Source organism: Salarchaeum sp. JOR-1 (assembly GCF_007833275.1).
Lineage (GTDB): Archaea > Halobacteriota > Halobacteria > Halobacteriales > Halobacteriaceae > Salarchaeum.
Genome location: NZ_CP042241.1, coordinates 1,053,087 through 1,072,729 on the forward strand (window position 1 = coordinate 1,053,087; position 19,643 = coordinate 1,072,729).

Genomic DNA, 19,643 nt, shown 5'->3' on the forward strand with positions numbered 1-19,643 from the left:
CGGCTCCTGGCGCTACTCTGTGACTTCCGCCCGCAGGTCGCCGAGCGTCGCGATTCGTTCGGCGTGCGCGTTGTGCTGGTGGATGGACTCGTCGTTCGACTGCTTCATCGTCACGACCGCGTCGTCTGCGAGGTGGTCGTACTCGGAGACCACGCTCTCGGCCATCGCGCGCACGCAGTCCTCGACGAACCGGGCGTTCGCGTGCGCCTCGTACGTCATGTGATCCTCGTCGGGGCGCTTGGCCATGTTGTAGATGCGGGCGCTCATCGAGTCCTTCGCGAGCTCGGAGAGTTCGATGAGGTCGACGTCGGGTTCGCCCGCCGTCTCGATGGTGAGCGTCGCGTGTCCGCGCTGGCTGTGCCCGGCCTGCGGCACCTCGCGGAGGAACTCCTTCACGTCGTCGCTCTCGACGCCGAGCTCGCGGAGTTTGTCGCGAGCGCGTGCGCTCATCATCTGCTGGCTGCACGGACACACCGTCATTCCGGTGACGCGCACGCCGACCTCCTCGCGCGTGCGCTCGCCCTCCTGTGCGGTCGCCGAGGCGAGGAAGTCCATCGTGCCCTGCGTCGGCTTCCCCGATTCGGGCGTCTCGTCCTGCGTGACGTACTGCGCCTCCATCTCCACGCTAGCCTGGGACGTGTAGTCGTGTTTTTCGAGCAGGCGGTTCGCGGCCTCCCCGCACACGTCCTCGATGCGGTATGCGGGCTCGCTCACCGCGGCCTCGAGCGTCTCGTCGATGACCTCCATGTTCCGGCTCATGTCGATTCCCTTGCGCTCCCGCGGGAGGTCGACGTACACCTCGAACTCCGCGGAGAAGACGAGCGGGCGCTTCTCGGGGCGCGCTATCTTCACGAGTTTCTCCACGCCCGTCACGCCCACCTGGCTCAGTCCGACGGAGACGTCCGGGGTCGACGCCTGCACGTCCGGCAGTTGCTCGGTCATTACACGATGCTTCCCGCGGTAGCACGGAACTACTTTCGGTATCGGAAGTTCACTCCAGTTTTCCGAGCGCCTGGAAGAAGTCGCTCGCCGGCCCCGCGACCCGCGCGGGTTCGTCCGCCTCGCGGAGCGTCACCTCGCTCGGCGTCTCGATTTCGCGCGTGTTCGAGCCGTCGCTCGACACGACCGCGTGGTCGGCGTCGTCCACGCGCACGGTGACCTCGCTATCCGTCCGCGTGACGAGCGGCGGCATCGCGTCCTCCGCGCACATTCCGGTGACGACGAACCCGTGCACGCCGGGCTGGACGAGCGGCCCGCCCTCGCTGAGGTTGTACGCCGTGCTTCCCGTGGGGGTGGAGACGAGCACGCCGTCCGCGTGACTCGCCGTGTACAGCGAGCCGTCCACTCGAACTTCGACGCTGACGCCCTGTCCGTGCCCGCGCTGCGGGCCCTGTACGACGACTTCGTTCAAGGCCGGCGTGAGCACCCAGTCCGCGCCCGACGCCTCGATGCGCGGCACGTCCCGCGAGCGAACCGCGCCCGTCTCGAGGTAGCGCTCGACCTCCTGTTTCACCGCCGCCACGGCGTCCTCCGGCGCGACCGCGTTCAGGAAGCCGACCTCGCCGAGGTTCACGCCGAGAATCGGCACGCTCCCCGCGCCCCGCGCCGCGAACAGGAACGTCCCGTCCCCGCCGATGCTCACCACGAGGTCGCACGTCGAGAACGCCGAGACCTCGTGGCCCTCCAGGCCGGCGGCCTCCGCGCTCTCCTCGTCCACCCACACCTCGACCGTCTCGGGGAGCGCGTCCGCGATGTCCGCCGCGAGGTAGGCCGCGCGCGCGTTCCCGCGCTGCGCGACGATTCCCACACGCATACCCGCCCCGAGAACGCCCGACAGTAAAAATCCCGCCTTACGACAGCGCCGCGTCGAACGCGTCCACGGCTCGCTTCACCTCCGCCGCGTCCGCAACGAACACGAGGAGTCGCGGCGGTTCGACGGCTTTCGGCCGCGTCCGCAACCCACGCTCCGCCGCCGCTTCCCGCGCCGCGTCCAGTCCGGTGTCGAACTCCACGTGCGCGCGCTCCGGGTGGACGAACACTTCTGCCACCCGCTCGCCCGCGTGGTGCACGTCGTACGCGCGCGCGCCGTCCGCCGTCGGCTCCACGTCGAGATCCGCGTTCTCGACGGTTACGTCCGCGAACGAGCCGACCTGCCGACCCGTCAACTCGGAGGCGAGCAACTCCGCGATGCGCACGCCGTCGTTCAGGGATTCCGCGACCATCAGAGCTCCTCCCGGGCCTTCGCGGCCGCGTCGTCCACGTCCACGCCCTCGCGGCGCGCGTACACCACTGCCGCCGCGTCCGCCGTGATACCGACTTCCTGCTGGAGTTCGTTCACGGCCGCGACGACCTCCTGCTTCTCCAGGCCGTCCGCTTCGAGTGCGTCCACCGCGCGCTCGAACGCCGAGCGCTCCCGGAACACCGACTTGTCCGGCGAGAAGTCATCCGGGATCTCGACCGAATCGAGGTCGAAGTCCGCGATGAGGTCGCCGTCGTCACGCGAGACGAGGCCCTCTCCGGTGGCGATGTCGATGACGCGCTTTGCCTGATCGGGCGACAGCCAGTCCCGGTCGAGGGAGAGCGCCACCACGAACTCGTGTTCGCCGATCCGGGCCTTCCCCCGCTGTTTGAACGGGGCCGCGACCGTCACGCGAAGACTCATCACCCGTACTCTTCGCCCGCCGGGCGTAAATCGCGCGGTTTTCACGCGACTCCGGTTCCGAGCCTTTTTAGTACGCGCTGAGCCACAATACGGGTATGCAATACCAGGGCCGCTCCAAGCGCACGAAAACGGGTGGGCGCAGTCGACCGCACAGCAAGAAGAAAAAGCACGAACTCGGCCGCAGCCCCACCGAGACCACCGTCGGCGAACCCAAGTTCCGCACCGTCGACTCCCGCGGCGGCGAGGAGAAAGTCCGCACGCTCTCCACGAACGTCGCGAACGTCACCGAGGACGGCGAGACCACGCACGCCACCATCGAGGACGTCACCGAGAACGAGGCGAACCCGAACTACGTCCGCCGGAACATCATCACGAAGGGCGCGCTCATCGAGACGGACGCCGGCACCGCCCGCGTCACGTCTCGCCCCGGCCAGGAAGGCCAGGTCAACGCCGTCATCGTCGACGAATAACCCCGCCGTCCGACCGACACGACGGTTTCACTCTCCTCTCCAGATCTAGAAGCGTTCGCCGAGCGAGCGGTTCGAACGAACCCGAGCGAGGCGATTCACGTCGCGAGCGAAGCGAGCGCCGCGTTTTTAGTGAAGGTTTTTGCTCAAGCGGTCGCGCGAAGCGCGACCCGCCGAGCAAAAACGTTCATTGGAAGCCGATGTGGCCGCCTTCCCGTCCCGTTTCGGGTGTCTGGCCGCCTTTGAACTGTTCTTCGACGTCCTCGTAGTAGTCGAGGAGGTCGTCGTTGATGGTGGGGCGGACGTTCTCCATGGCTTTCCGGAAGTGCCGCATGCCGACTTCGGTGGCGTCGTCGTCCTCGCGGAGCGCTTCGATGGCGGCTTCGCGCGCGATGTTCGCGAGATCCGAACCGACGTACCCATCAGTTATCTCGGCGAGTTCGCGGAGGCTCACGTCGGGCGCGAGCGGCGTGTCGTCGGTGTGGATGCGGAGGATGCGTTCGCGGCCCTCGGTGTCGGGCTGCCCGACCATCACCATGCGGTCGAAGCGCCCGGAGCGGATGAGCGCGGGGTCGATGATGTCGGGGCGGTTGGTCGCGCCGATGACCATCACGTCCTCCATGTCCTCTAAGCCGTCGAGTTCGGTGAGGAGTTGGTTGACGACGCGCTCTGAGACGTTGTTCCCGGCGTTCTGGCCGCGGCCGGGCGCGAGGCTGTCGAGCTCGTCGAAGAAGATGATGGTCGGGCTGACCTGCCGGGCCTTCCGGAACGTCTGCCGGATGGCCTTCTCCGACTCACCCACCCACTTCGAGAGAAGCTGGGGGCCGCGGACGCTGATGAAGTTCGCGTTCGTCTCGTTCGCGACGGCTTTCGCCATCAGCGTCTTCCCGGTGCCGGGCGGGCCGTAGAGGAGGACGCCGCTCGGCGGTTCGACGCCCATCCGCCCGAACTTCTCGGGGGAGTTCAGCGGCCACTCGATGGACTCCTGCACCTGCTGTTTCGCGTCGGTGAGGCCGCCCACGTCGTCCCACGATATCTTCGGGAGTTCGACGAGGACTTCGCGCATCGCGGAGGGCTCGACCTCGTTGAGCGCGCCGCGGAAGTCCTGGCGCTTCACGATCATGCGGTCGATGAGGCTCGGCGGGATGTCCTCCTCGTCGAGGTCGATCTCGGGGAGGTAGCGCCGGAGCGCGCGCATCGCGGCCTCCTTGGTGAGGCTCTCGATGTCCGCGCCGACGAAGCCGTGCGTGTCGTCCGCGAGGTTCCCGAGGTTCACGTCGTCCGACAGCGGCATGCCGCGCGTGTGAATCTTCAGGATTTCCTCGCGGCCGACCTCGTCGGGGACGCCGATTTCGATTTCGCGGTCGAACCGGCCGGGCCGGCGGAGCGCGGGGTCGACGGCGTCGACGCGGTTCGTGGCGGCGATGACGATGACCTGGCCGCGGCCTTCGAGGCCGTCCATCATCGTCAACAGCTGCGCGACGACGCGGCGCTCGACCTCGCCCGTCACGTCCTCGCGCTTCGGCGCGATGCTGTCGAGTTCGTCGATGAAGATGATGGACGGCGAGTCGTCCTTCGCGTCCTCGAATATCTCCCGCAACTGCTGTTCGGACTCTCCGTAGTACTTCGAGATGATCTCGGGGCCGGCGATGGAGAAAAAGGACGCGCTCGTCTCGTTGGCGACGGCCTTCGCGAGGAGCGTCTTCCCCGTTCCGGGCGGGCCGTGGAGGAGCACGCCCTGCGGCGGCTCGATGCCGAGCTTCTGGAATATCTGGGGGTGCTTCATCGGGAGTTCGACCATCTCCCGGACGCGCTGAATCTCGTTCTGGAGGCCGCCGATGTCCTCGTACGTGATGCCGCCGCCGGTGCGCTCGAACCCGCTGATGGGTTCCTCGCGGAGTTCCACGTCGGTGTCTTCGGTGACGAGGCAGACTCCCTCGGGTTCGGTCTCGACGGCGATGAGCGGAATCGCCTGGCCGGGCGAGCGCATGAACGGGTGGTTCGTCGAGGACATCACGGGGACGATGTCGCGCGCGACGACCGGCCGCTTGAGAATCTGGCGCTTGACCATGCCGGCGGCGTCGCTGCCGAACTGCACCGAGGCTTCCTCGGGCGGCGCGAGCACGAGCTTGTCCGCTTTCTCCGCTTCGGCCTTTCGTATCTCGACGCGTTCGCCGATACCGACGTCGGCGTTCTGCCGGGTGAACCCGTCGATGCGAACGGTATCCGTGTTCCAGTCCTGCCGGTCGGCGCGCCAGACCTTCGCGGCCGTGGTCTCCGCGCCCTCGATCTCGATGATGTCGCCCGGGCTGAGCTTCAGGTGGAGTAGCGTGTCGGGGTCGAGGCGCGCGATACCTCTGCCCGAGTCGTTCGGGTAGGCTTTCGCGACCTCGAGTTGGACTTCGTTCATCGTTAGTTGGGTGTAGGTGCGCCCTGTCGCCCGAAGAACCTTCCGACGACAGACGTATGCCAACGTATGGCACGGACGCGTATAGCGGTGGCGGTCCACCCCTTCGTCGCCTACTCCCCGTGCTCCTCGATGGCCTCGTCCAGCGTCAACTCCCCGCGCGCCACCCGCCGGGCGAGCGACTCCGGAATGGCGCGGTTCTCGGCGGAACGCTCCCGCGACCGGCTCTTGATGACCTGTAACTCGCCTGCTGTCGGCTCGAACGACCGCGACGTGACGACCTCCCCCTCTAGGCGCGCGATGTTCGCCGCGGCGAGCACGTCGTCCATCCCCCGCACGCCCGCGCCCAGGTGGGGCGTCGTCCCCGTCTCGTCCACGAGTTCCACCGTCACGCCAGCGTCCGCGAGACCGTCGACGACGCGCGCGCCGTGCAACCGCGCGCCGTCACCCACTCGCACCAGCGGGTCGAGCGCGCCCTCGATCTCGTCCAGCACCACGTCCACGGTGTCCTCGACGGGCACGCGGAACGCCGCGACCACGAGGTCGCCGGACAGGACTGCGACGCCCGGGTTCGGCCCCGGGTCGACGCCGACGATTGTTCGCCCCGTCCCGCCGCGGAGGACGGCGAGCGCCTCGTCCACGGCCTTCCGCGCGTCGTCGGCGTCCGCCACGACGGTCTCGAGGGCGGCGTCTACGTCGTCGCCCGCGCCGGTCACGAGCACCGCCGCCTCCTCCGGGATCCGGTCGCCGGGCTCGATGGTCGTGAAGGAGACGTCCCGGTTCCTGAGTTCCGCGAGGAGTTCGTGGTAGAGTTCGAAGTCCTCGGTCGCGACGACTATCACGCCCACGCTTCGGACGGCGGCGAGTAAAAGCACTCCGCCGTTCGGTGTGTTTTTCCCCGATAGCGCGTAACGTAGGGGTAGTGACCGACTCCCCCCTCACCACCGGGTGCGGCGCGCTCGACGACCTGCTCGGCGGCGGGTTCGAGCGCGGCACCGTCACCCAGCTCTACGGCCCGCCGGGCGCCGGGAAGACGAACGTTGCGCTCTCCGCCGCCGTCGAGGCCGCGGACGACGGCGACACCGTCGTCTACGTCGACACCGAAGGCCTCTCCGTCGACCGATTTCGAGACGTGCTCGAGGGGAGCGCGAGCAACCCGGACGCCGCCTCGTCCCGCATCGTCGTCTCCGAAGCCCACGACTTCGACGAGCAGGCGGAGGCCGTGCGGGACGCGACCGAGTTCGCGCCCGACGCCAGCCTCGTCGTGCTCGACTCCGCGACCGGGTTCTACCGCCTCCGCCGCGCCGACGACGAGGAGGCGGGCGACGCGCTCCGGCAGGTCGCCAAGCAGGCGACGCACCTGCTCTCGCTCGCGCGCAAGCACGACCTCGCGGCCGTCCTCACCAACCAAGTGTACACCGACCCCGAGTCCGACACCAGCCGCCCGCTCGGCGGCCACACCCTCCAGCACTGGACGGGAACGGTGGTTCGCCTCGACCGCTTCAAGGGCGACCGCCGCCGAGCCACTCTCGAAAAGCACCGCGCGAAACCGGAGGGCGACCGGGCGCAGTTCCGAATCACGAACGACGGCATCGAGAGCGTCACATGAACTCGGACGTCTGGGTGCTCGCGGGCGCGGCCGGGTGTTCGCTCCTGTTCGTGGTGTTCGCGTACCTCTGGCTCCAGCTCAAGGCGTAGCGCAACGGTTTTTCTCGCTGGGCGGTCAGGACGGCGTATGGATGTTCGACGCCTCGCGTCTCCCGACGACCTCGCCGGACTCCAGCGCGTGAACACGCTCGCGTGGCGGGCCGCCTACAGCGGTCTCGTCCCGGAATCGGTTCTCGACTCGCTCTCCACGGGCGTTTCCGACGACACCGCGGAACGGCGCTTCGAGGAACTCAGAGAGGCCGACGGACGGGTGTTCGTCGCGCAACGGGACGGCGACATCGTCGGGTACGCCCGCGTCCGGTGGGCGGACACCGAGCGGTTCGTCAATCCCGGAGACGCCGGGCTGACAGCGCTCTACGTTCACCCCGATCACTGGCAGGACGGGATAGGGACGGCGCTCCTCGAACGCGTCCTCGACAGTCTTCCCGACGGCACGGACGCGCTCGTGCTCGAAGCGCTCGCCGGCAACGAACGCGCCCAATCATTCTACACCCGCCGTGGATTCGTTCACGCCGGTAGCCGCACCGCCGAATTCGCCGGCGAGGAACTCGAAACCGCAATCTACCGGCGAGACCTGTAACCGTCTTGTGGCGGTGGCTGTGCGGCGGTCGCGGTGCGTATTGCTGTGCGGCGCGGATGCGGTCGCGGAAGAACGGCCCGCGGGGAGTACCGAGCGCGCCGCCGGCGCGCTCGGGTTTTTTAGTGGAGGGGTTTACCGTGAGCAGTCGGCTTCGCCGACCCGAACGGTAAAAAAGCCCTAGAGCTCGTTCAGCTTGCGGAGGAGTTGTCCCTTGTACTCCTCGTCGGCCTGGATGCCTTTGAGTTCGAGGACGTTGCGTTCGAGGTGGTCGAGCGCGAGGTTGAGGGCGTTGTCCGCGCCGTAGCCTTCGCCGGTTCCGGCGGCCTGGCCTTTGTTGGTGCGGAGGCGGATCTGGCAGTAGATGAGGGGCGTCCCGCGGAGGCGTTCTTTGTGTTCGTGGAAGCGGACGTGCGCGTGCTGAACCTGCATGTCGCTGTACTTCTGGGTGATGTCCTCGATGCCTTCGCGGACGTCCTCGCGGCCGATGGTGTCGAGGAGGTCGATGTTCGTGATCTGGACGTCCATGCGTTCCTCTTCGGTGAAGGAGAGCGCGCGGAGGACGTCCGTCTTGGTGAGGATGCCGCCGACGACGCGGTCGTCGTCTTCGGGGGTGACGACCAGTCCGGCGATGTCGTCGCCGAGCATGGTGCGGACGGCGTCCTCGACGCTGTCGCCGGGGTGGATGGTGGTGACGGGGCTGGACATCACGTCGTAGACGGGGAGGTCGAGGAGGCGTTCCATCTCGCCGCGGCGGTCGCCGCGCGTGGTCTTCTCGACGTCGCGGACGATGAAGTCGACGAGGTCGTGGACGGTGACGATGCCGGTGAGGAAGCCGTCCTCGTCGAGGACGGGGAGGCGGCTGATGGAGTTCTCGCGGAGTCGGTTGATGACCGTGCCGATGTTGGCGTCTTCGTCGACAGTGATGATGTCTTCGCTGAAGATCTGGTCGACGGTGAGCGCGTCGAGGTTGTCGAGGACGGCGTCGAGGATGAGGTCTTCGGTGACGACGCCCCAGAGCTGGTCGGCCTCGAAGACGGGCGCGACTTTCGTGTTCCCCTCGACGAGTTTGCGGGCGACGTCACGGACGTTCTCCGTGCGGTCGAGTTTGGGGACGCTGTGACTGGATGGGTTGGTGAGAGACGCGACGCGGGTGTCGTCCTCGATGTGTGAGGAGAGGAGTTGCTTCTGGGTGATGACGCCCTCGAACTCGGCGCCGCCGGCGCGCGTGACGATGATGCCCTTCGGGTTCTCGTCCTCGAAGAGCGAGCGCACTTTCCCCATGCGTTCTTCGGCGTCGACCGAGACGTAGTCCTGTGTCGCGATGTCGGAGATATCCATGAGTGTATCGGAGAGTCGGGGGGGATAGTCTAAAACCTTGTTGCGGCCCGCGAGGGCTTACGGTGGTTCGTTCCCTTCGTCGGGGTATGATCCCTGATGTGAGCGCGGTGTTCGGCTCGTACACGTATCTGGCGTCGGAGGTCGTCTTCGGCGCGTTCGCAGCGGCCCTGCTCTACCGGGAGGCGGCGTTTGGGCGAGCGGCGCGGACGATAGCCGTGCTCTATCCGGTCGGGTTCGTCTGGGACTGGTACACGCTCGAAATCGGCGTGTTCGCGGTGACGTTACGGACGGGCGTGGACGTGCTCGGCATCCCGCTGGAGGAGCACCTGTTTATCGTCGTCGTCCCGGCGTTCGTCGTCGCTGTCCACGAGACGCTGCATTCGTCGAAGGAGTGATACGCACGAGAGTGGTATCGTGTGGCATGGGAGACCCGGCGTGCTATCTCGACTTCTGTCCGGAGTGTGATTGTCGCGTCACGAAAACGGACGACGAGTGTCCGGACTGCGGCGCGTCGCTGTAGTCCGAAACACCCATAGACGTTTAGGTAGACCTAAAACCATGAGTGGTTCCACCCCCAGCGTCGCAGTGGTCGGCGGCGGCCCCGCCGGTGCCGCGGCCGGCGTCTTCACCGCCCGATACGGCCTCGAAACGACGATACTCGACCGCGGCAGCTCCTCGCTCCGCCGCGCCGCGTTCGTCGAGAACTACCTCGGATTCCCCGCCGGCATCGACCCCGCGACCTTCTACGACCTCGCGCACGACCACGCGCGCGAGGCCGGCTGCGAGGTCGTCGACGACATGGTCACCGACGTCTTCGAGACGGACGACGGCTTCCGGGTCGAGACGCAGGACGACCGCGTTCTCGGCGCCGATTTCGTCGTCGCCGCGACGAAGTACGACTGGCAGTACCTCGACAGCCTCCCCGTCGAGTTTGTGCTGGACGGCGAGTACGAGCAGTTCGACTCCTCGGTCGTCGAGCAGGACGGCGCGACGCCCCTCGACGGCCTGTACGTCGCCGGGCCGAACGCCGGCGTCCCCGACCAGGCGCTCATCGCCGCCGGCCACGGCGCGCACGTCGGCCGCGCCATCATCGCGGACGTCCGCCGCGCCGACGGCTACGAGGGCACGTTCGCTGAACACTACGACTGGCTCCGCCGCGAGGAGACCCTCACCGGCGAGTGGGCGACCCGCGAGCGCTGGCAGGCGTACCTCGACAACGCACCCGACGCGCCCGACGACGACGAACTCCGCGAGCGCTACATCGACGACCGCTTCGCGAAGTACATCGACGCGGACGAACGCGAGAAACGCACGCAGGAGGCCCATCGACGGCTCGCCGACCACCTCGACCTCGGGGAAGAAACCACGGACTGACGAGGGCTTTTCACGCCGCACGCACAACTATCTGTATGGACTACGCGGAACGCCTCCAGCGCGAACGCGCCGAGAAGGACGAGTACTTCGCGGAACACCCGCGCTCCCCGATTCCGACGGGCGACCGCGACGGCTTCGACGGCCTCGACTACTACGACCCCGACCCCGAGTACCGATTCGAACTCGAACTCCACGAGTTCGACGACCACGACACCATCCAGGTCGACACCACCCAGGACGGCGAACAGACCTACTACCGCTGGGGCGAGTTCGAATTCGAACTCGACGGCGACACCCACACGCTCACCGCCTACCGCCGCGACCCCGGCGAAAAACAGCTCTGGGTGCCCTTCACGGACGAGACGAACGGCGACACCACCTATCCCGCCGGCCGCTACCTCGACCTCGACGAAGACGCCGAACGCGACGGCGTCTGGCTCCTCGACTTCAACCGCGCCTACAGCCCCTTCTGCGCGTACTCGGACGCCTACGAATGCCCGCTCGTCCCGTTCGAAAACCACCTCGACACCCGCATCGAAGCCGGCGAACGGTACGAAAACACCGAATAACTCTCTCCACGAATTCGTCGCTCGCCAGTTGGCTCGCGACAGAATGTAGTGGGTTGGGGCGGATTGTGAACCTCACTCGGACGTGCTCGCTTCGCTGCGCGCGTCCTCCCTGGTTCAAATCGCGTCCACTGCACGAATTCGTCGCTCGCCAGTTGGCTCGCGACAGAATGTAGTGGGTTGGGGTGGATTTGAACTTCAGTCACTTCGCTCCGCTTCGTTCCCTAGTTCAAATCCGCCTGTCCACTTCGACGAACGGACTCTTCACTATCGTTCATCGTTGCGGTTCGTCAGAAGTGGGTTGGGGCGGATTTGAACCGCCGGCCTCCTCCATGTCAAGGAGGTGTCATAGCCTGACTAGACCACCAACCCGCCTGCGATTTTCCGTATGCCGGCGCTACACTTGATGGTTTCGACTCGGATTCGACGCCCGACCGCGACAGGCTTAAGTCTACGTACACACTTGTACATTACAACCCACAATCGGACATTGGTGGCCACTATGCAGGATTACATTCGACGCGTGACGGACGGCGACGACCTCTCACTGGACGACGCGCGGAGCGCCGCGTCCGCGGTGTTCGAGGACGCCACGGACGCCCAGATCGGCGCGCTGCTCGCCGGACTCCGCGCGAAGGGCGAGACCGAGGACGAAATCGCGGGGTTCGCGCAGGGCATGCGGGACGCCGCGCGCACCATCGACCCCGACCGAAGCCCGCTCGTGGACACCTGCGGCACCGGCGGCGACGACTACGACACCATCAACGTCTCCACCACCACGGCGCTCGTCGTCGCGGGCGCGGGCGTCCCCGTCGCCAAACACGGCAACTACTCCGTCTCCTCCTCTTCCGGCAGTTCGGACGTGCTGGAGGAGGTCGGCGTCGACCTCGACGCCAGCCCCGACGCCGTCGAAGACCGCATCGAGGACGACGGCATCGGCTACATGCACGCGCCCGCGTTCCACCCCGCGATGAAGGCCGTCATCGGCCCGCGCCGCGAACTCGGAATGCGCACCGTCTTCAACGTCCTCGGGCCGCTCACGAACCCCGCGGGCGCGGACGCCCAACTGATGGGCGTCTACGACCCCGACCTCGTCCCCCTGCTCGCGAACGCGCTCACCCGGATGCCGACCGAGCGCGCGCTCGTCGTCTACGGCAACGGCCTCGACGAAATCGCGATTCACGACGAAACCGTCGTCGCGGAAGTCGACGGAGACAGCGTCGAGGAGTACACGCTCACGCCGAGCGACATGGGGCTCGAACGCGCGCCCATCGAGGCAATCGAGGGCGGGACGCCCGCGGAGAACGCCGACGACCTCCGGGGAATCGTCGAGGGCGTCGTCACCGGCCCGAAGCGCGACGTGATTCTCGCGAACGCGGGCGCGGCCATCTACGTCGCCGGCGAAGCCGACAGCATCGAAGCGGGCGTCGACCGCGCGCGCGAAGCCATCGACACCGGCGCGGCCGCCGAGACGCTCGCGACACTGCAGGCGTCGAAATGACGCGCGTGAAAGTCTGCGGCATCACGAACGAGGCGGACGCCGCCGCGGCGGTCGACGCCGGCGCGGACGCCCTCGGGTTCATCGTGGACGTGCCCGTGGACACGCCCCGCGAACTCGACCCCGAGCGCGCCGCCGCCCTCGCCGCGTCCGTTCCGCCGTTCGTCACCACCGTGCTCGTGACGATGCCGGACGCGCCAGACGACGCTGCCGACCTCGCCGCTCGCGTGCGGCCGGACGTGCTCCAGGTGCACGGCGACGTCCCCGCAACCGACCTCGCCGCGCTCGCGGACGGCGTGGACGCGAAACTCGTGAAGACCGTGGACGCCGACAGTCCGGAGGACGCCGCGCGGTACGACGACGCCGCGGACGCGCTCCTCGTGGACTCGACGGACGCGTCGGGCGCGGGCGGCACGGGCCGCACCCACGACTGGACGGTCACCCGCGACCTCGCCGCGCGCCTCGATTCACCGATCGTGCTCGCGGGCGGCCTCACCCCCGACAACGTCGCCGAGGCCGTCGAGACCGTCCGGCCGTTCGCGGTCGACGTGGCGTCGGGCGTCGAGGAGTCGGGCGGCGTGAAAGACCACGACGCGGTCGCGGCGTTCGTCGCCGCCGCGAAGCACGCGGACGGGGTGGTGGCGTGAACGTCGAGCGCGCCGACTTCGCCGAGCGCTGCGCGGGCGACGACCCCGTGGTCGCGTACGCGAGCGCCGACCTCGACACGGACGCGTCGCCGCTCGCCGCGTACGCCGCGCTCGCCGACGGCGACCACTCTTTCCTCCTCGAATCCGCGAGCAAGACCGCTGCGAGCGACCCCGACGGCGCGTTCCAGCACGAGTCCGACGACCGGCACGCCCGCTACTCGTTCGTCGGCTACGACCCGGACGCGCTCGTCACCGTCGACCCCGACGGCGCGACCGTCGACCCCCTCGCCGGCACGGGCGCCGCCGACCACGTCACGCCCGAACGCGGCGACGACGTGCTCGACACCCTCCGAACCGCGCTCCCCGACGCGGACCGCCGGGGGTTCCCGGACGCCGACCGCCAGCTCCTCGACGGCGGCCTCGTGGGCTTCCTCGCCTACGACGCCGTCTACGACCTCTGGCTCGACGAGGTCGGCGTCGAACGACCCGAGACGCCGCTCCCGGACGCCCAGTTCGTCCTCACCACGCAGACGCTCGTCTTCGACAACGCCACCGGCGAGGTGTCGCTCGTGTTCACGCCCGTCGTCGGTGCGGACGACGACCCCGGCGACGTGTACGACGCGCTCGCCGACGAGGCCGACCGCGTCGCCGACGAGCTCGCGGACGCCTCGCATCCCGACACGGGCGGGTTCCGGAAGACCGGGGAGTCCGCGGGCCCGCGCGACGAGTACACGGACGCGGTCGAACGCGCGAAGGACGCCGTCTTGGACGGTGAAATCTATCAGGGCGTCATCTCCCGCACGCGCGAACTCCACGGGGACGTCGACCCGCTCGGGTTCTACGAGTCGCTGCGCGACGTGAACCCCTCGCCGTACATGTACGTCGTCCGCACCGGCGACCGAACTGTCGTCGGCGCAAGCCCCGAAACCCTCGTCTCCGTCCGCGGCCGCACCGTCCTCAACAACCCCATCGCCGGCACGTGTCCCCGGGGGACGAGTCCCGTCGAGGATCGCCGGCTCGCGGGCGAGATGCTCGCGGACGAGAAGGAGCGCGCCGAACACACGATGCTCGTCGACCTCGCGCGCAACGACGTGCGCCGCGTCAGCGACCCCGGTTCGGTCTCCGTCCCCGAGTTCATGCGCGTCCTCAAGTACAGCCACGTCCAGCACATCGAGTCCACCGTCACCGGCCACCTCGCCGACGAGTACGACGCGTTCGACGCCGTCCGCGCGTCCTTTCCCGCCGGCACGCTCTCCGGCGCGCCCAAAGTCAGGGCGATGGAACTCATCCACGCCCTCGAAAACGGCCCGCGGGGCGCGTACGGCGGCGGCGTCGGCTACGTCTCGTGGACGGGCGACGCCGACTTCGCCATCGTCATCCGCACCGCGACAATCGAACACGGCGAGCGACGCGCCGCCGGGTCGGACACGATCCGCGTTCGCGCGGGCGCGGGCGTCGTCGCGGACTCCGACCCGGACAGCGAGTTCGAGGAGACCGAGAAGAAGATGGGCGGCGTGCTCGACGCGCTCGCCGGCATCACGGAGGTGTCGGAATGAACGTCCTCTTCGTGGACAACTTCGACTCCTTTACGTACAACCTCGTGGAGTACGTCTCCGAGCGCGGCCACGACACCACGGTGCTGAAGAACACCGCGTCGCTCGGCGAGGTTCGGGACGCCGACCCGGACGCCATCGTCGTCAGTCCCGGCCCCGGCCACCCCGCGACGGAGCGCGACGTGGGCGTGACGATGCCCGTTCTTCGCGAACTCTCCCCGCTGGTTCCGACGCTCGGCGTCTGCCTCGGAATGGAGGCCGCGGTGTACGAGTTCGGCGGCACCGTCGGGCACGCCCCCGAACCCGTCCACGGGAAGGCCTATCCAATCAGCCACGACGGCGACGGCGTCTACCGCGGCCTCGAACAGGGCTTTCACGCGGGACGCTATCACTCGCTCGTCTGCACCGAGATACCCGAGTGCTTCGACGTGACCGCGACCACCGACCACGACGGCGAGACGCTCGCGATGGGCGTCCGCCACGAGACCTATCCGCTCGCGGGCGTGCAGTTCCACCCGGAGAGCGTGCTCACCGGCGTCGGCCACGACATCGTCGGGAACTTCCTCGCTACAGCCCGAGAACACTGAGCGCGTAGAGCGCGGCCACGACGACGCCCGCGACGAGCAGGAGTTTCCACGCGACGCTCAGGAGGACGCGGCCGACGAGCACGATGACGAGCAGCGCGACGATGGCGACGAGGAGGGTGCCGAGCGGCGACCCGACCCCCATCGCCGCGAGTGCTGGCGCGGGCATACTCGGAGAACGGACGACTACGGGCAAAAGCGTGTGGGCTGTGCGGGCGTGAAACTGGAACGGTATCCAGCAGGGGGACGCGCCGGAGACGACCCCGATTTTAGTTTCACTCCCCTTTGAGTACTGTTATACTTGCCCCGGTTCTACCGACGTGACACCACGTGCCGGGTGCGGTGACGACACCCGGTCACCGAATCCACTAGGTATATGGTTCGGGCTACAGTAATACATCGTCGTCACCTGACTCCCGGAAATCTACTATGAAACGAGACTCGATCCCCCTACACGCCGAATCCCGGAGGTATAGACAATGAGTTCGAACGAGCTATCCGCGGGCGATATCACGCTCCCGATCAAGCGCGTTACTGGCGACACGCTGCAGGACCGCCTCACTGAGAACGCGTACAACAACATCCTGCCCGCGCGCTACCTGAAGAAGAACGCCGACGGCGACCTCGTCGAGACGCAGGAAGACCTCTTCGACCGCGTCGCGAAGAACATCGCGCTCGCGGAGGCCGTCTACGAGTCCGAGAAGCAGGGCGTCGACGTGCTCGTCACGCCCGACCAGCTCAAGCCCGACCACCCGCGCCGGGACGAGCTCGCGGCCGAGGTGTTCGGCGAGGGCGTCACCGCGGACGACGAGAGCGCGGAGACGGAACTGACGGCGGAGAACGTCAATAAGTTCGCGTACGACACCGTCGTTCCCGACCTCCCCGAGGACGTCCGCGCGCACGTCGAGGACACCGCGGCGGAGTTCCAGGATCTGATGGAGTCGCTGTCCTTCATGCCGAACAGCCCGACGCTGATGAACGCGGGCGACGAACTCCAGCAGCTCTCCGCGTGCTTCGTGGACTCCCCGGGCGACGACATCACGGACATCCACGAGACCGCGAAGGAAGCCGCGGAAGTCTTCCAGTCCGGCGGCGGCATGGGGTACGCGTTCTGGCAACTCCGGCCGTACGGCGACCCCGTCGGCAGCACGGGCGGCATCGCGTCCGGCCCGATGACGTTCATGGAGACGTTCGACCAGATGTGCGAGACCATCGCGCAGGGCGGCGCGCGCCGCGGCGCGCAGATGGGCGTCATGCGCATCAGCCACCCGGACGTCATCGAGTTCATCCACTCGAAGAACAAGGACGTCAGCCTCGCGCACTGCCTGAAGCTCAACGACCCCGACGACTACACGTACACGACGTTCAACGAGGCCCTCGAAGAGGCCCGGGGCCTCATCGACGAGGACGGGAAGGTTCCGAAGCACCTCCGGAACGCGGTCGAAGGCCACCTCTCGAACTTCAACATCTCCGTCGGCGTGACGGACGACTTCATGGAGGCCCTGGAGAACGGCGAGGAGTTCACGTTCACGAACCCCCGCACGGGCGAACCCCACATCGCCACCGAGGAGACGAAGGAGATGTACGCCCGGTACGGCCTCGGCGACCACGTCGAGGTCGGCGAACCGCTCTCGATGCCCGCCGACGTGGTCTGGGATCCGATCGTCGAGGGCGCGCACGAGAACGGCGAACCCGGCGTCATCTATCTCGAACGCGTCAACAAACAGCACTCCTTCGACGTGGAGGAACACCCCGACCACCGCATCCTCGCGACCAACCCGTGCGGCGAACAGCCCCTGGAGGAGTACGAGGCGTGCAACCTCGGGCACATCAATCTCTCCACGCTCGCCGCGCAGGACGCGCCCGACTGGCGCGTCTGGAGCGAGGAGCACGAGTACGACACGCTCGAAGAGGGGATCAGTCGGTTCCTCGACGACGCGCTCGACCACGAGGAGTTCGACCACCGCATCGAGCAGGGCACGCGCTTCCTGGAGAACGTCGTCACGATGTCGGACTTCCCGGTCGAGGAGATCGAGGAGAAGGTCCGGGAGATGCGGAAGATCGGTCTCGGCGTGATGGGGCTCGCGCAGCTCTACGTCCAGCTCGGCGTCTCCTACGGTACCGAGCCCGCGAACGAGATCGCGAGCCAGGTCATGACCCACATCAACCACGAGTCGAAGGACGCGAGCCACGAACTCGCGACGGAACGCGGAAGCTTCGACGAGTGGAACAACTCGAAGTACGCGAACCCGACCGAGTACCGCGAGTGGTTCGAACACCACACGGGCGAGTCCGCGGACGACTGGGCGGACGGCTACCCGATTCGGAACCACAACACGACCACTATCGCGCCCACGGGCACGACGTCGATGGTCGGGAACACCACGGGCGGCTGTGAACCCATCTACAACGTCGCGTACTACAAGAACGTCAGCGACGACGTGCAGGGCGACGAGATGCTCGTGGAGTTCGACGACTACTTCCTCCGAACGCTGGAGGCGAACGACATCGACGTCGACGCCGTCAAGGAGGAGGCCCAAGAGCAGATGGCGAACAACGAGTTCGACGGCGTCACCGGTCTCTCCACGGTGCCGGACGCCATCGGCGAACTGTTCGTCGTGACGGAAGACCTCTCCGGGAAGCAGCACGCGGCCGTCCAGACCGCCTGCCAGAACGGCGTGGACTCCGCCATCTCGAAGACGTGTAACTTCCCGAACTCCGCGAGCGTGGAGGACATGGACGAAGTCTACCGCTACATCTACGAGCACGGCGGGAAGGGCGTCACCGTCTACCGCGACGGCACGCGCTCGAAGCAGGTGCTCACCACGCGCGCCGACAACGCGGAGTTCTCGGACGAGGACGAGGCCGCGGAGGTGCTCCTCGAACAGATTCAGGACGCGTTCGGCGACCTCGAGACGTTCCTGGACAACGAGGACGTGCGGGACGCCATCGGCGGCGATACGGACGACCTCGTCGACGTCGATGTCGACGGCGCGCAGAAGCGCCCGCGGCCCGACGTGCTGTACGGCGTCACCCAGCGCATCGACACGGGCTACGGGAAGCTCTACGTGAACATCAACGAGGACGAGCAGGGCCGGCCGTTCGAACTGTTCGCGAACATCGGGAACTCGGGCGGGTTCACTGCGTCATTCACGGAGTCGCTCGCGAAGACCGTCTCGACGGCGCTCCGCGCGGGCGTCGACCCCGAGGAGATCGCGAGCGAACTGCAGGGAATCCGCAGTCCGAAGGTCGCCTGGGATAAGGGCGAGCAGATCAACTCCATCCCGGACGCCATCGGCACGGCGATGCGGCGGTACCTCGACGGCGACATCGACAAGCAGGTGCCGAAACAGCAGAACCTCACCGAACTCGCGGAGGACGAAGAAGAAGACGCGGACGTCGCGAAGCTCGACGGCGGCGCGACCTCCGAGAGTCCGAACGCGGACACCGAATCGGTCGGCACCGCGACGCCGGACACAGAGCAGGCGGCTCCCGGCGACAGTGACGAAGACATGACGAAGAAGCTCATCGAGGCCGGCGAGCTACCGGAGTGCCCCGACTGCGGGACGATGGATCTCTACTACTCCGAAGGCTGCAAGACGTGCCAGAACTGCGGCTGGAGCGAGTGCTAACCTAGGAGTTTTCTCCCCCGCGGTCTTCTCGTCTGTATGGCTGATGGGCCGACGTGTCCGATGTGCGAGTCCGCCCTCCTGAAGCGACACTGTAAGTACGTCTGCCCGCAGCACGGCGTGCTCGCGGACTGCAGCGACCCGTTCACGCCCTGACTTCTGCCGGCACCCGACTGCTTTTGCGGGCGAGACGCGAACCCGTGGGTATGGACGAGTGGAGCGAGTCGTGGACGGCGGCGGCGGCCGTCGATGACGGTGAGCGGTCGCCCGACCCGGGTGCGTCGAGCGAGGCGTTCGGGACGCTCGCGAACGAGGTTCGCGTCACCGTGCTCGTGCGGTTGGTGCGCGCGGAGCGCGAGGGCGAGACGCCGGTCTCGTTCTCCGACCTGCAGGCGGCGGCCGACACCGAGAGCTCGGCGGGGTTCGCGTACCACCTCCGACAGCTGACGGGGCGGTTCGTGGAGAACGCCCCCGAGGGATACGTGTTGACGGACGCGGGCCGTCGCGCGGCCGACGCGGTGCTCTCCGGTGAGTTCCTCGGCGACGGCAAGCGGCGCGCGAGCTGAGACGAACGAACGCCGCCGGACTACTGCTCCGCTGGCGGCGTCTCCGTCGGATCGACCGCGGTATTTTGCTGTCGAACTTGGCGTTCGGCCCGCCGATTCCTCGA

Annotated in this window: 21 protein-coding genes and 1 tRNA gene; 13 read left to right on the forward strand and 9 right to left on the reverse strand. The window is 67.6% G+C overall.

From position 1 onward, the window contains the following. Positions 1–12: 12 nt before the first annotated feature. Genes mptA through FQU85_RS06600 form a run of 4 tightly spaced genes read right to left on the reverse strand, consistent with a single transcriptional unit; the run spans position 13 to position 2,662 of the window. On the reverse strand, positions 13–942 hold the full coding sequence (mptA, locus tag FQU85_RS06585) for a GTP cyclohydrolase MptA (protein ID WP_145845927.1): 930 nt from the start codon (positions 940–942) through the stop codon (positions 13–15). Between the two features lie 49 nt (positions 943–991). Continuing rightward, entirely contained in the window at positions 992–1,813 is an 822-nt protein-coding gene (locus tag FQU85_RS06590) for an NAD(+)/NADH kinase (protein ID WP_145845929.1), read from the reverse strand. Between the two features lie 37 nt (positions 1,814–1,850). Beyond that, a complete protein-coding gene (locus FQU85_RS06595; protein ID WP_145845931.1) occupies positions 1,851–2,222 on the reverse strand; it encodes a hypothetical protein in 372 nt (123 codons plus the stop codon). Beyond that, positions 2,222–2,662 carry a DUF2240 family protein gene (locus FQU85_RS06600; RefSeq protein ID WP_145845934.1) on the reverse strand — a complete coding sequence of 147 codons (441 nt, stop codon included), beginning with the start codon at positions 2,660–2,662 and terminating at the stop codon, positions 2,222–2,224. Before FQU85_RS06600 ends, FQU85_RS06595 begins: the two co-directional genes overlap by 1 nt. Positions 2,663–2,757: 95 nt before the next feature. Here FQU85_RS06600 and FQU85_RS06605 point away from each other — a divergent pair, with 95 nt between their 5' ends. Continuing rightward, positions 2,758–3,132, forward strand: a complete 375-nt coding sequence (locus FQU85_RS06605; protein WP_145845937.1) for a 30S ribosomal protein S8e — start codon at positions 2,758–2,760, stop codon at positions 3,130–3,132. 184 nt (positions 3,133–3,316) lie between these two features. Here FQU85_RS06605 and FQU85_RS06610 read toward each other — a convergent pair whose 3' ends face one another. Together FQU85_RS06610 and FQU85_RS06615 are read right to left on the reverse strand one after the other, a co-directional pair. Beyond that, the gene (locus FQU85_RS06610; protein ID WP_145845940.1) at positions 3,317–5,539 is read right to left on the reverse strand and encodes a CDC48 family AAA ATPase; all 2,223 of its coding nucleotides are present in this window, start codon (positions 5,537–5,539) and stop codon (positions 3,317–3,319) included. 110 nt (positions 5,540–5,649) lie between these two features. Next, positions 5,650–6,378, reverse strand: a complete 729-nt coding sequence (locus FQU85_RS06615) for a hypothetical protein (RefSeq protein WP_145845942.1) — start codon at positions 6,376–6,378, stop codon at positions 5,650–5,652. Between the two features lie 80 nt (positions 6,379–6,458). Here FQU85_RS06615 and radB point away from each other — a divergent pair, with 80 nt between their 5' ends. Beyond that, the gene (gene radB, locus FQU85_RS06620; protein ID WP_145845945.1) at positions 6,459–7,145 is read left to right on the forward strand and encodes a DNA repair and recombination protein RadB; all 687 of its coding nucleotides are present in this window, start codon (positions 6,459–6,461) and stop codon (positions 7,143–7,145) included. A 126-nt stretch (positions 7,146–7,271) separates the two neighbouring features. Further along, positions 7,272–7,784, forward strand: a complete 513-nt coding sequence (locus tag FQU85_RS06625; protein WP_145845948.1) for a GNAT family N-acetyltransferase — start codon at positions 7,272–7,274, stop codon at positions 7,782–7,784. Between the two features lie 177 nt (positions 7,785–7,961). On the opposite strand, the gene FQU85_RS06630 is transcribed toward FQU85_RS06625, so the two are convergent. Further along, on the reverse strand, positions 7,962–9,122 hold the full coding sequence (locus tag FQU85_RS06630) for a CBS domain-containing protein (RefSeq protein WP_145845950.1): 1,161 nt from the start codon (positions 9,120–9,122) through the stop codon (positions 7,962–7,964). A gap of 86 nt (positions 9,123–9,208) precedes the next feature. On the opposite strand from FQU85_RS06630, the gene FQU85_RS06635 reads away from it, so the two are divergent. The 3 genes from FQU85_RS06635 (at position 9,209) to FQU85_RS06645 (ending at position 11,065) form a co-directional block, all read left to right on the forward strand. Next, positions 9,209–9,517 (forward strand): lycopene cyclase domain-containing protein, encoded by a 309-nt coding sequence (locus FQU85_RS06635; RefSeq protein ID WP_145845953.1) that lies wholly within the window; start codon positions 9,209–9,211, stop codon positions 9,515–9,517. Positions 9,518–9,680: 163 nt separating this feature from the next. Beyond that, on the forward strand, positions 9,681–10,496 hold the full coding sequence (locus tag FQU85_RS06640) for an FAD-dependent monooxygenase (protein ID WP_145845955.1): 816 nt from the start codon (positions 9,681–9,683) through the stop codon (positions 10,494–10,496). Between the two features lie 35 nt (positions 10,497–10,531). Beyond that, positions 10,532–11,065, forward strand: a complete 534-nt coding sequence (locus FQU85_RS06645; protein WP_145845957.1) for a DUF1684 domain-containing protein — start codon at positions 10,532–10,534, stop codon at positions 11,063–11,065. Between the two features lie 294 nt (positions 11,066–11,359). Here the strand turns inward: FQU85_RS06645 and FQU85_RS06650 are convergent. Further along, positions 11,360–11,434 (reverse strand) — tRNA-Val (locus tag FQU85_RS06650). A 130-nt stretch (positions 11,435–11,564) separates the two neighbouring features. On the opposite strand from FQU85_RS06650, the gene trpD reads away from it, so the two are divergent. From trpD to trpG, 4 genes are read left to right on the forward strand one after another with little or no spacing between them, the layout of a single operon-like run. Then, a complete protein-coding gene (gene trpD / locus FQU85_RS06655; RefSeq protein WP_145845960.1) occupies positions 11,565–12,563 on the forward strand; it encodes an anthranilate phosphoribosyltransferase in 999 nt (332 codons plus the stop codon). Then, positions 12,560–13,207: a phosphoribosylanthranilate isomerase gene (locus tag FQU85_RS06660; RefSeq protein ID WP_145845963.1), complete on the forward strand. Its 648-nt coding sequence runs from the start codon at positions 12,560–12,562 to the stop codon at positions 13,205–13,207. Before trpD ends, FQU85_RS06660 begins: the two co-directional genes overlap by 4 nt. Beyond that, on the forward strand, positions 13,204–14,763 hold the full coding sequence (gene trpE / locus FQU85_RS06665) for an anthranilate synthase component I (protein WP_145845965.1): 1,560 nt from the start codon (positions 13,204–13,206) through the stop codon (positions 14,761–14,763). Before FQU85_RS06660 ends, trpE begins: the two co-directional genes overlap by 4 nt. Further along, positions 14,760–15,347, forward strand: coding sequence for an anthranilate synthase component II (gene trpG / locus FQU85_RS06670; RefSeq protein WP_145845968.1), 588 nt, complete (start codon positions 14,760–14,762; stop codon positions 15,345–15,347). The genes trpE and trpG overlap by 4 nt, the downstream gene beginning before the upstream one ends. Here trpG and FQU85_RS06675 read toward each other — a convergent pair. After that, positions 15,328–15,513 (reverse strand): hypothetical protein, encoded by a 186-nt coding sequence (locus tag FQU85_RS06675; RefSeq protein ID WP_145845972.1) that lies wholly within the window; start codon positions 15,511–15,513, stop codon positions 15,328–15,330. The genes trpG and FQU85_RS06675 overlap by 20 nt on opposite strands. A gap of 310 nt (positions 15,514–15,823) precedes the next feature. Between FQU85_RS06675 and FQU85_RS06680 the strand changes: the two genes are divergently transcribed. The 3 genes from FQU85_RS06680 to FQU85_RS06685 are packed head-to-tail and all read left to right on the forward strand — an operon-like array spanning position 15,824 to position 19,539. Continuing rightward, positions 15,824–18,976, forward strand: coding sequence for an adenosylcobalamin-dependent ribonucleoside-diphosphate reductase (locus tag FQU85_RS06680; RefSeq protein ID WP_145845974.1), 3,153 nt, complete (start codon positions 15,824–15,826; stop codon positions 18,974–18,976). Positions 18,977–19,012: 36 nt separating this feature from the next. After that, on the forward strand, positions 19,013–19,129 hold the full coding sequence (locus tag FQU85_RS13745; RefSeq protein ID WP_304610617.1) for an HVO_2523 family zinc finger protein: 117 nt from the start codon (positions 19,013–19,015) through the stop codon (positions 19,127–19,129). Between the two features lie 50 nt (positions 19,130–19,179). Further along, positions 19,180–19,539, forward strand: a complete 360-nt coding sequence (locus FQU85_RS06685) for a hypothetical protein (protein ID WP_145845979.1) — start codon at positions 19,180–19,182, stop codon at positions 19,537–19,539. Positions 19,540–19,643: the final 104 nt, after the last annotated feature.

Bases quoted from the DNA above. Each gene is read 5' to 3' on its own strand.
- FQU85_RS13745 (WP_304610617.1), top strand. From the start codon at position 19,013: ATGGCTGATGGGCCGACGTGTCCGATGTGCGAGTCCGCCCTCCTGAAG.
- FQU85_RS06675 (WP_145845972.1), bottom strand. From the start codon at position 15,513: ATGCCCGCGCCAGCACTCGCGGCGATGGGGGTCGGGTCGCCGCTCGGC.
- FQU85_RS06600 (WP_145845934.1), bottom strand. From the start codon at position 2,662: ATGAGTCTTCGCGTGACGGTCGCGGCCCCGTTCAAACAGCGGGGGAAG.
- FQU85_RS06635 (WP_145845953.1), top strand. From the start codon at position 9,209: ATGATCCCTGATGTGAGCGCGGTGTTCGGCTCGTACACGTATCTGGCG.
- FQU85_RS06685 (WP_145845979.1), top strand. From the start codon at position 19,180: ATGGACGAGTGGAGCGAGTCGTGGACGGCGGCGGCGGCCGTCGATGAC.
- FQU85_RS06645 (WP_145845957.1), top strand. From the start codon at position 10,532: ATGGACTACGCGGAACGCCTCCAGCGCGAACGCGCCGAGAAGGACGAG.
- trpG (WP_145845968.1), top strand. From the start codon at position 14,760: ATGAACGTCCTCTTCGTGGACAACTTCGACTCCTTTACGTACAACCTC.
- FQU85_RS06590 (WP_145845929.1), bottom strand. From the start codon at position 1,813: ATGCGTGTGGGAATCGTCGCGCAGCGCGGGAACGCGCGCGCGGCCTAC.
- FQU85_RS06630 (WP_145845950.1), bottom strand. From the start codon at position 9,122: ATGGATATCTCCGACATCGCGACACAGGACTACGTCTCGGTCGACGCC.
- FQU85_RS06610 (WP_145845940.1), bottom strand. From the start codon at position 5,539: ATGAACGAAGTCCAACTCGAGGTCGCGAAAGCCTACCCGAACGACTCG.
- FQU85_RS06595 (WP_145845931.1), bottom strand. From the start codon at position 2,222: ATGGTCGCGGAATCCCTGAACGACGGCGTGCGCATCGCGGAGTTGCTC.
- FQU85_RS06640 (WP_145845955.1), top strand. From the start codon at position 9,681: ATGAGTGGTTCCACCCCCAGCGTCGCAGTGGTCGGCGGCGGCCCCGCC.
- trpD (WP_145845960.1), top strand. From the start codon at position 11,565: ATGCAGGATTACATTCGACGCGTGACGGACGGCGACGACCTCTCACTG.
- FQU85_RS06625 (WP_145845948.1), top strand. From the start codon at position 7,272: ATGGATGTTCGACGCCTCGCGTCTCCCGACGACCTCGCCGGACTCCAG.
- FQU85_RS06605 (WP_145845937.1), top strand. From the start codon at position 2,758: ATGCAATACCAGGGCCGCTCCAAGCGCACGAAAACGGGTGGGCGCAGT.
- mptA (WP_145845927.1), bottom strand. From the start codon at position 942: ATGACCGAGCAACTGCCGGACGTGCAGGCGTCGACCCCGGACGTCTCC.
- FQU85_RS06680 (WP_145845974.1), top strand. From the start codon at position 15,824: ATGAGTTCGAACGAGCTATCCGCGGGCGATATCACGCTCCCGATCAAG.
- FQU85_RS06660 (WP_145845963.1), top strand. From the start codon at position 12,560: ATGACGCGCGTGAAAGTCTGCGGCATCACGAACGAGGCGGACGCCGCC.